The sequence below is a fragment of the Pseudomonas sp. PA-4-8C genome, from assembly GCF_021606625.1.
Classification (GTDB): Bacteria; Pseudomonadota; Gammaproteobacteria; order Pseudomonadales; family Pseudomonadaceae; genus Aquipseudomonas; species Aquipseudomonas lactis.
Map to the genome: position 1 here is coordinate 31,178 of NZ_WKCD01000025.1, position 10,740 is coordinate 41,917.

Consider the following 10,740-nt stretch of genomic DNA (forward strand, 5'->3'; position numbering starts at 1 on the left):
TAAGAAATTTCATCAAGCCTCCAAGCCTTGATTATCAAGGCTTGCGCGCGCCTTGGAAAAAAATCTGCAAGGCTCATTTCAAAAGTTGGCCGCTCGATTGCATATGCTTGTACATACAAGTAAAGATGTGTGCGTAAGACCTCGCACCATCCATGTCCGCGCATCGATCGCCGAGGAGTCCTAGCTGTGACCAAGCCTACAAAATACCGTGACGTCGAAATCCGCGCCGCCCGCGGTAACAAGCTCACCGCCAAAAGCTGGCTGACCGAAGCGCCGCTGCGCATGCTGATGAACAACCTCGACCCGCAAGTGGCCGAGAACCCCAAGGAACTGGTGGTGTACGGCGGTATCGGCCGTGCGGCGCGCAACTGGGAGTGCTACGACCAGATCGTCGAGAGCCTCACTAACTTGAACGACGACGAAACCCTGCTGGTGCAATCCGGTAAGCCGGTCGGCGTGTTCAAGACCCACAGCAACGCCCCGCGCGTGCTGATTGCCAACTCCAACCTGGTGCCGCACTGGGCCAGTTGGGAGCATTTCAACGAACTGGATGCCAAGGGCCTGGCCATGTACGGCCAGATGACCGCCGGCAGCTGGATCTACATCGGCAGCCAAGGCATTGTCCAAGGCACCTACGAAACCTTCGTCGAAGCCGGCCGCCAGCACTACAACAGCGACCTGACCGGCCGTTGGGTACTCACCGCCGGCCTCGGCGGCATGGGCGGCGCGCAGCCTTTGGCCGCGACCCTGGCCGGCGCCTGCTCGCTGAACATCGAGTGCCAGCAAGTCAGCATCGACTTCCGCCTGAACAGCCGCTACGTCGACGAGCAGGCTACCGACCTCGACGACGCCCTGGCGCGCATCGCCAAATACACCAAGGAAGGCAAAGCCATCTCCATCGCGTTGCTGGGCAACGCCGCAGAGATCCTGCCGGAACTGGTCAAGCGTGGCGTGCGCCCGGACATGGTCACCGACCAGACCAGCGCCCACGACCCACTCAACGGTTACCTGCCGGCCGGCTGGACCTGGGACGAATACCGCGCTCGCGCCAAGACCGAGCCGGCCGCCGTGATCAAGGCCGCCAAGCAGTCGATGGCCGTACACGTCAAAGCCATGCTCGAATTCCAGAAGCAAGGCATCCCGACCTTCGACTACGGCAACAATATCCGCCAGATGGCTCAGGAAGAAGGCGTGGAAAACGCGTTCGACTTCCCAGGTTTCGTACCGGCCTACATCCGCCCACTGTTCTGCCGTGGCATCGGCCCGTTCCGTTGGGCGGCGCTGTCCGGCGACCCGCAAGACATCTACAAGACCGACGCCAAAGTCAAAGAACTGATCCCGGACGACGCCCACCTGCACAACTGGCTGGACATGGCTCGCGAGCGCATCAGCTTCCAGGGCCTGCCGGCACGTATCTGCTGGGTCGGCCTGGGCCAGCGTGCCAAGTTGGGCCTGGCGTTCAACGAAATGGTGCGCAGCGGCGAGCTGTCTGCGCCGGTCGTGATCGGCCGTGACCACCTGGACTCCGGCTCGGTCGCCAGCCCGAACCGCGAAACCGAAGCCATGCAGGACGGCTCCGACGCTGTGTCCGATTGGCCACTGCTCAACGCCTTGCTCAACACCGCGAGCGGCGCCACCTGGGTCTCGCTGCACCACGGTGGTGGCGTGGGCATGGGCTTCTCCCAGCACTCGGGGATGGTGATTGTCTGCGACGGTACTGACGAAGCGGCCGAGCGGATTGCCCGCGTGCTGCACAACGACCCGGCGACCGGGGTGATGCGCCATGCCGATGCCGGTTATCAGATTGCTATCGACTGCGCCAAGGAACAGGGCCTGAACCTGCCGATGATCAAGTAACGGCCGGCGCAGTACTTGTGGGAGCTGGCTTGCCTGCGATGCAGACGACGCGGTCTGGAAGTACGACCGAGGTGATGCTATCGCAGGCAAGCCAGCTCCCACAGAAGAGCAAGATGCGTACAAAACAATCCATCAGAGGTTGAACAACATGGCTGCAAACGACACCACCCCGTTGATCGAGAAACGTTCGATCGACTACATCCCGGAAGCGGAAAGACATGGTCGTCTATTCAGTCAATTCACCCTGTGGATGGGTGCCAACCTGCAGATCACTGCGATTGTCACCGGGGCGTTGGCCGTGGTGCTGGGTGGTGATGTGTTCTGGTCGTTGATCGGCCTGCTCATCGGTCAACTGATCGGCGGTGGCGTCATGGCGCTGCATGCGGCGCAAGGGCCCAAGCTTGGCCTGCCGCAGATGATTTCCAGCCGGGTGCAGTTCGGCGTGTATGGGGCGGCCATTCCGATTGTGCTGGTGTGCTTGATGTACCTGGGCTTCACCGCCACCGGTACCGTGCTGTCGGGCCAGGCGCTGGGCCAGTTGTTCGGGGTCAGCGACAGCGTCGGCATCCTGATTTTCGCCAGTGTCATCGTGCTGGTCACGGTGCTGGGTTACCGGGTGATCCACTTCATCGGCCGGGTTGCCAGCCTGATTGGCGTGGTTGCCTTTGTGTACCTGTTCAGTCGCTTGATGAGCCAGACCGACGTTGGCGCACTCCTGCAAATCCGCCACTTCAGCTGGAGCAGCTTCCTGCTGGCCGTGTCACTCGCGGCCTCCTGGCAGATCGCCTTCGGGCCGTACGTGGCGGACTACTCGCGTTACCTGCCGAGCCACACGTCATCGGTGAAGACCTTTCTCGCGGCTGGCGCAGGTTCGGTCATCGGTGCCCAAGTGGCGATGGTCCTCGGCGTGTTTGCCGCGGCCATGTCCAACGGGCAGTTTGCCGGCCACGAGGTGGCGTACATCGTTGGCTTGAGCGGCACGGGGGCTACCGCTGCGTTGCTGTACTTCAGCATCGCGTTCGGCAAGGTCACCATCTCGACGCTCAATTCCTACGGCAGCTTCATGTGTATCGCCACCATCATCAGCGGCTTTCGTGGGCACTTGGAGGTTACGCGTCTGCAGCGTCTGGTGTTCGTGCTGATGATCGTCGGCACGGCCACGCTGATAGCGTTGCTTGGCCAGCATTCGTTCCTCGGTGCATTCAAGTCGTTCATCTTGTTCCTGCTGGCGTTCTTTACGCCCTGGAGTGCGATCAACCTGGTGGATTACTACTGCATCACCCGTGAGCGTTATGACGTGCCGGCGCTGGCCGACCCGAACGGTCGCTACGGCCGTTGGAACCTGCTGGGCATCAGCGTCTACGTATTCGGCGTGCTGGTGCAGTTGCCGTTCATCTCCACCAAGTTCTACACCGGCCCCCTGGTGGCAGCGCTGGGGGATGTGGATATCTCCTGGATCATCGGCCTGGTACTGCCGGCGGCCCTGTATTACGTGTGTGCGAAAAAATGGCACGGCACGGTACCCGATCACCTGATCCTGCCAAAAGAGCAGGGCGCTTTACCCATAACAAACGAGCTGGCTGCACAAGCCTGATGGGACGTGGACAGGGCAGGACGCCTACTGACTGCCGTAATCCATTTCATGATTGGGAGCGTCACAACAATGACTATGAATAAGACCTTGCTGGCTACTCTGTTCGCAGCTGGCGTGCTGGCAAGTGCCGGCGCCCAGGCGGCTGGTTGGTGCGAGTCGGGTAAACCGGTGAAATTCGCCGGCCTGAATTGGGAAAGCGGCATGTTGCTCACCGACATCCTGCAAACCGTGTTGGAAAAAGGCTACGACTGCAAAACCGACAGCTTGCCAGGCAATTCCATCACCATGGAAAACGCCCTGGGCAGCAACGACATCCAAGTGTTCGCCGAGGAGTGGGTAGGTCGCAGCGAGGTCTGGAACAAAGCCGAGAAGGCCGGCAAAGTCGTCGGCGTCGGTGCTCCGGTGGTCGGCGCGGTAGAAGGCTGGTACGTGCCGCGCTATGTGATCGAAGGCGACGCCAAGCGCAAACTCGAACCCAAGGCCCCGGACCTGAAAAGCATTGCCGACCTGGCCAAATACGCCTCGGTGTTCAAGGACCAGGAAGAACCGTCCAAGGGCCGTTTCTACAACTGCCCGGCCGGCTGGACCTGCGAGCTGGACAACAGCGAAATGCTCAAGAGCTACGGCCTGGAAAGCACCTACACCAACTTCCGCCCGGGCACCGGCCCGGCGCTGGATGCGGCGGTGCTGTCGAGCTACAAGCGCGGCGAACCGATTCTGTTCTACTACTGGTCACCGACGCCGCTGATGGGCCAGGTCGATCTGGTCAAGCTGGAAGAAAAGCCCGGCGTGGATAAAAGCGTGAGCATCAAGGTCGGCCTCTCCAAAACTTTCCACGAGCAAGCTCCGGAACTGGTGGCCGTGCTGGAAAAGGTCAACCTGCCCATCGACCTGCTGAACCAGAACCTGGGCCGCATGGCCAAAGAACGAATCGAATCGCCGAAACTGGCGAAAATTTTCCTCAAGGAACATCCTGAAGTCTGGCACGCCTGGGTGAGCGAAGACGCAGCCAAGAAAATCGACGCGGCCTTGTAGGTCAAGGGTGCACGGCTACCCTCAAGGGTGGCCGGGCGGCTGGCCACAACCCACTGGATCGAGAGCACGATATGTTTCCTGAGAGTTTTACCTTTTCCATCGCCGACTGGGTCAACGGTTGGGTGGACGCACTGGTCACCAACTACGGCGATGTGTTCCGGCACATCTCCGACACGCTGCTGTGGGCCATCGTCAACCTGGAAGGCCTGCTGCGCGCGGCGCCCTGGTGGCTGATGTTGGCCATCGTCGGCGGTATTGCCTGGCACGCCACCCGCAAGGTGGTGACCACGGCGGTGATTGTCGGCTTGCTGTTCCTGGTGGGCGCGGTTGGCCTGTGGGACAAGCTGATGCAAACCCTGGCATTGATGATGGTGGCCACGGTGATCTCGGTGTTGATCGGCATCCCCTTGGGCATCCTGTCGGCGCGCAGTAACCGCCTGCGTTCGGTGCTGATGCCGTTGCTGGACATCATGCAAACCATGCCCAGCTTCGTGTACCTGATCCCGGTGCTGATGCTGTTCGGCCTGGGCAAGGTCCCGGCGATTTTCGCCACGGTGATCTACGCCGCGCCGCCGCTGATTCGCCTCACAGACCTGGGTATTCGCCAGGTCGATGGCGAAGTCATGGAAGCCATCAACGCCTTCGGCGCCAACCGCTGGCAGCAACTGTTCGGCGTGCAATTGCCGCTGGCGCTGCCAAGCATCATGGCCGGGATCAACCAGACCACCATGATGGCGCTGTCGATGGTGGTGATCGCCTCGATGATCGGTGCCCGTGGCTTGGGTGAAGACGTGCTCGTCGGCATCCAGACCCTCAACGTCGGCCGCGGCCTTGAAGCCGGGCTGGCGATCGTGATTCTCGCAGTGGTCATCGACCGCATTACCCAGGCTTATGGCCGCCCACGGCATGAGGCGAGCAAATGACGACTGTCAGCAAAATCGAAGTCAAAAACGTCTTCAAGATTTTCGGCGCACGCGCCAAGGATGCGCTGGCCATGGTAGGCCAGGGCAAGACCAAGGACCAGGTACTGGCCGAGACCGGTTGCGTGGTCGGCGTCAATGACCTGTCCCTGAGCATCGGCACCGGTGAGATCTTCGTGATCATGGGCTTGTCGGGTTCGGGCAAATCCACCCTGGTGCGCCACTTCAACCGCCTGATCGACCCCACCAGCGGCGCGATCCTGGTGGACGGCGAAGACATCCTGCAACTGGACATGGAAGCCCTGCGTCAATTCCGTCGGCACAAGATCAGCATGGTGTTTCAGAGCTTCGGCCTGCTGCCGCACAAGAGCGTGCTCGACAACGTTGCCTACGGCCTCAAAGTACGTGGCGAAACCAAGCAGGTCTGCGCCGAACGTGCGTTGCACTGGATCGAAACCGTGGGCCTCAAAGGCTACGAAAACAAATACCCCCACCAGCTGTCCGGCGGCATGCGCCAGCGCGTGGGCCTGGCTCGCGCCTTGGCGGCCGACACCGACATCATCCTGATGGACGAAGCCTTCAGCGCCCTCGACCCGTTGATCCGCGCCGAGATGCAAGACCAGTTGCTGGAGCTGCAAAAGACCCTGCACAAGACCATCGTGTTCATCACCCACGACCTCGACGAGGCCGTGCGCATCGGCAACCGCATTGCGATTCTCAAGGACGGCAAGCTGATTCAGGTCGGCACCCCGCGAGAGATTCTGCACTCGCCGGCGGATGAATATGTGGACCGCTTTGTTCAGCGCCGGGCGGCGGTGGTCTGATCCGGGCTGTGTTGATCGTTCCCACGCTCCGCGTGGGAACGCATTTCGTGACGCTCCGCGTCACTTGGGGGGACGCAGAGCGTCCCAGGCGGCGTACCCACGCAGAGCGTGGGAACGATCAATGCTGCCTAAGAATTGAAGAAGGTATAAAGATGTCCCAGGCAACCAAAATCATCATCGCCGACACCCCCATGCGCTGGCAGGACGTCACCGCCGTCGCCCGCCACGGCGCGGTGCTCGAACTGTCGGGCCACGCCTGGGCGCGCATCGACAATGCCCAAGCCATCGTGCAACGCATCGTCACCAGCGGCGAGCGCGCCTATGGCGTGAACACCGGCCTGGGCGCGCTGTGCAACGTCTCGCTCAAGACCGAGCAACTGAGCCAACTGTCGCGCAACACATTGCTGAGCCACGCCTGCGGCGTCGGCCCGGTGCTCAGCGATGAGCAGACCCGCGCGATCATTTGCGCGGCGATCATCAACTACAGCCACGGCAAGTCCGGCCTGCATCCGCAGGTGGTGCACGCACTGCTGGCGCTGCTCAACCACGGCATTACCCCGCAAGTGCCGTCCCAAGGCTCGGTGGGGTATCTGACCCACATGGCCCATATCGGTGTGGCCCTGCTGGGCGTCGGCAATGTGAGTTACCGCGGCCAGATCGTCACGGCGCAACACGCGTTGCAGGCTGAAGGCTTGCAGCCGGTGGTGCTCGGCGCCAAAGACGGCCTGTGCCTGGTCAATGGCACGCCGTGCATGACCGGCCTGAGCTGCCTGGCCCTGGCTGATGCGCATCACTTGCTGCAATGGGCCGACGTGATCGGTGCCATGAGCTTCGAAGCCCAGCGCGGCCAGATCGACGCCTTCGATGAAGCCATCATCGCCCTCAAGCCACACCCAGGCATGCAGCAAGTGGGTATCAACCTGCGTGCCCTGCTCGACGGCAGTGAGGTGATCGCCAGCAGCAAAGGTATTCGCACCCAGGACGCCTTGAGCATACGCTCGATCCCGCAGATTCACGGCGCGGCCCGCGACCAGGTGGAACACGCCACGCGCCAGGTCGAAACCGAACTCAACAGCGCCACCGACAACCCGCTGGTGCTGGGCACGCCGGATAATTACCGTGTGGTGTCCCAGGCCAACCCCCACGGGCAGTCCGTTGCGATGGCGGCCGACATACTCGCCATCGCCATGGCCGAGATCGGCTCGGTGGCCGAGCGCCGCCTGGACCGTCTGGTCAACCCGCATGTCAGCGGCCTGCCAGCCTTTCTGGTGAGCAACCCGGGCGTCAATTCCGGAATGATGATCGTGCAATACGTCGCCGCGTCCTTGTGCGGGCAGAACCGCCAGTTGGCGCAACCTGCCGTGCTCGACAACTTCGTCACCTCGGGCCTGCAGGAAGACCACTTGAGCATGGGCACCAACGCTGCGCTCAAGCTGCACCAGGTGCTGGCCAACGTCACCCAGATTCTTGCCATCGAGTACCTGCTGGCGGCCCAGGCTTTCGAGTTTCTCAAGGGCCAGCGCTTCGGCGCCGGTACCGACCGCGCCTGGCGTCTGCTGCGCGAAGAGGTCCCTGCCTATGAACAGGACCGTTGGCTGGCGCCTGATATTGCCGCCGCTGCCCAGCTGCTTAAAAACACTGCATTACCGAATTTGCACTGAACACCTAAGAACAATTCACAAGGAGTATGAATGTGACTGCGCTAAACCTGATTCCAGGCCAACTGAGCCTCGCCCAACTGCGTGCCATCTACCAGCAGCCAGTAACCCTCAGCCTGGATGACAGTGCCTCGGCCCAGATCGAAGCCAGCGTTGCCTGCGTGGAGCAGATTCTCGCCGAGAACCGCACCGCCTATGGCATCAACACCGGTTTTGGCTTGTTGGCCTCGACCCGCATCGCCAGCGAAGACCTGGAAAACCTCCAGCGTTCCCTGGTGCTGTCCCACGCCGCCGGCGTCGGTGAGCCGATCAGCGATGCGCTGGTGCGACTGGTCATGGTGCTCAAGGTCAACAGCCTGAGCCGTGGCTTCTCCGGGATTCGTCGCCAGGTGATCGACGCGCTGATCGCGCTGATTAATGCCGAGGTGTACCCGCACATTCCGCTCAAGGGTTCGGTCGGCGCCTCCGGTGACCTGGCGCCGCTGGCGCACATGTCCCTGGTACTGCTTGGCGAAGGCAAGGCGCGTTACAAGGGCGAATGGCTGGAAGCCACCGAGGCACTGAAAATCGCCGGCCTCACGCCGCTGACCCTGGCCGCCAAAGAAGGCCTGGCCCTGCTCAACGGCACCCAGGTGTCCACGGCCTACGCCCTGCGTGGCCTGTTCGAAGGCGAAGACCTGTTCGCCGGTGCCCTCGCGTGCGGCGGCCTCACCGTGGAAGCGGTACTGGGTTCGCGCTCGCCGTTCGATGCGCGTATTCATGCGGCACGTGGCCAACGTGGCCAGATCGACTCGGCAGCGGCCTATCGCGACCTGCTCGGTGAGAGCAGCCAGGTGTCCCAATCGCACCAGAACTGCGACAAGGTACAAGACCCGTACTCCCTGCGTTGCCAGCCACAGGTCATGGGCGCCTGCCTGACCCAATTGCGCCAGGCCGCCGAGGTGCTGGTGGTAGAAGCCAACGCAGTGTCGGATAACCCGCTGGTCTTTGCCGCCGAGGGTGACGTGATTTCCGGTGGCAACTTCCACGCCGAGCCGGTGGCCATGGCGGCCGACAACATGGCGCTGGCCATTGCCGAAATCGGCTCCCTGAGCGAGCGCCGTATCTCGTTGATGATGGACAAGCACATGTCGCAACTGCCGCCGTTTCTGGTGGGCAATGGCGGGGTGAACTCCGGTTTCATGATCGCCCAGGTGACCGCAGCCGCGCTCGCCAGCGAGAACAAGGCACTGGCCCATCCCCACAGCGTCGACAGCTTGCCGACCTCGGCCAACCAGGAAGACCACGTGTCCATGGCCCCGGCTGCGGGCAAGCGTCTGTGGGAAATGGCCGAGAACACCCGGGGCATCCTCGCGGTGGAATGGCTCGCTGCGTGCCAGGGCCTGGACCTGCGCGACGGCCTGAAGACCTCGCCCAAGCTGGAAAAAGCCCGTGGCATCCTGCGCGGCAAAGTGGCGTTCTATGACAAGGACCGTTTCTTCGCCCCCGACATCAACGCCGCCAGCGAACTGCTCGCCAGCCGCTGCCTGAATGAGCTGGTGCCGGCCAGGTTGCTGCCAAGCCTCTGACCGCGACTCGGTCTGTGCCTGATCATTCCCACGCTCCGCGTGGGAATGCATCCTGTGACGCTCTGCGTCACCGCTCTTAAAGCGGACGCGGAGCGTCCAGGTCGGAGTTCCCACGCCGAGCGTGGGAACGATCTTCTCCTCATAAGAATAATTAGGGACGAGAAATGCACCAGCCAGAAAAAGGTTTGAAACGCGGGCTCAACGCCCGACATATTCGCTTCATGGCCCTGGGTTCCGCGATCGGCACCGGGTTGTTCTATGGCTCTGCCTCCGCCATCCAGATGGCCGGCCCGGCTGTGCTGCTGGCCTACCTGATCGGCGGCGCTGCGGTCTTCATGGTGATGCGCGCCCTCGGCGAGATGGCTGTGCACAACCCGGTGTCCGGCTCCTTCGGTCAGTACGCCAGCACCTACCTGGGGCCGATGGCCGGGTTTATCCTCGGTTGGACCTACGCCTTTGAAATGATCATCGTCTGCCTCGCCGACGTCACCGCGTTCGGCATCTACATGGGCTTCTGGTTTCCCGAAGTGGCCCGTTGGGTCTGGGTGCTTGGCATCGTGTTTTTGATCGGCGGCCTGAACCTGTGCAACGTCAAAGTCTTTGGCGAGATGGAGTTCTGGCTGTCGCTGCTCAAGGTCGGCGCCATCGTGGCGATGATCCTCGGCGGTTTTGGCATCATGCTGTTCGGCATTCATTCGGCAGGCGAAACCCAGGCCAGCGGTCTGAGCAACCTGTGGGCTCACGGCGGCTTCATGCCTAACGGCATCGGCGGGTTAATTGCCTCGTTTGCGGTGGTGATGTTCGCCTTTGGCGGCATCGAAATCATCGGCATCACCGCCGGTGAAGCCAAGGACCCGCAACGCGTGATCCCCAAGGCGATCAACGCGGTGCCGCTGCGTATATTGCTGTTCTACGTGCTGACCCTGTTCGTGTTGATGGCGATCTACCCGTGGCCGCAGATCGGCAGCCAGGGCAGCCCGTTCGTGCAGATCTTCAGCAACCTGGGGATTGGCTCGGCGGCGACTATCCTTAACATCGTGGTGATCTCGGCGGCGGTGTCGGCGATCAACAGCGACATCTTCGGCGCCGGCCGCATGATGTACGGCCTGGCTCAACAAGGGCAGGCGCCCAAGGGCTTCGCGCAATTGTCCAAACAAGGCGTGCCGTGGATGACCGTGGTGGTCATGGGCGCCGCTTTGCTCGGCGGTGTGGTGCTCAACTACCTGATCCCGGAAAACGTATTCCTGCTGATCGCCTCGATTGCCACCTTCGCCACCGTGTGGG

At 62.0% G+C, this 10,740-nt stretch carries 8 protein-coding genes; all 8 read left to right on the top strand.

Annotated features, from left to right (window positions below):
* Positions 1-186: 186 nt before the first annotated feature.
* On the top strand, positions 187-1,857 hold the full coding sequence (gene hutU / locus GIW04_RS07190) for a urocanate hydratase (protein ID WP_014716533.1): 1,671 nt from the start codon (positions 187-189) through the stop codon (positions 1,855-1,857).
* A gap of 148 nt (positions 1,858-2,005) precedes the next feature.
* On the top strand, positions 2,006-3,451 hold the full coding sequence (locus GIW04_RS07195) for a purine-cytosine permease family protein (protein WP_120247986.1): 1,446 nt from the start codon (positions 2,006-2,008) through the stop codon (positions 3,449-3,451).
* 69 nt (positions 3,452-3,520) lie between these two features.
* Entirely contained in the window at positions 3,521-4,486 is a 966-nt protein-coding gene (locus GIW04_RS07200; protein WP_120247900.1) for an ABC transporter substrate-binding protein, read from the top strand.
* A gap of 71 nt (positions 4,487-4,557) precedes the next feature.
* A complete protein-coding gene (locus tag GIW04_RS07205) occupies positions 4,558-5,409 on the top strand; it encodes an ABC transporter permease (protein WP_003187838.1) in 852 nt (283 codons plus the stop codon).
* The gene (locus tag GIW04_RS07210; RefSeq protein ID WP_014716537.1) at positions 5,406-6,230 is read left to right on the top strand and encodes a quaternary amine ABC transporter ATP-binding protein; all 825 of its coding nucleotides are present in this window, start codon (positions 5,406-5,408) and stop codon (positions 6,228-6,230) included. The genes GIW04_RS07205 and GIW04_RS07210 overlap by 4 nt, the downstream gene beginning before the upstream one ends.
* Positions 6,231-6,382: 152 nt before the next feature.
* Complete coding sequence (gene hutH / locus GIW04_RS07215; protein ID WP_120247901.1) at positions 6,383-7,891, top strand: histidine ammonia-lyase; 1,509 nt, start codon at positions 6,383-6,385, stop codon at positions 7,889-7,891.
* 26 nt (positions 7,892-7,917) lie between these two features.
* Positions 7,918-9,456, top strand: a complete 1,539-nt coding sequence (gene hutH / locus GIW04_RS07220; RefSeq protein ID WP_087149707.1) for a histidine ammonia-lyase — start codon at positions 7,918-7,920, stop codon at positions 9,454-9,456.
* 164 nt (positions 9,457-9,620) lie between these two features.
* Positions 9,621-10,740 (top strand): amino acid permease (locus GIW04_RS07225; protein WP_236478952.1); only part of this gene is annotated, 1,120 nt, incomplete at its 3' end.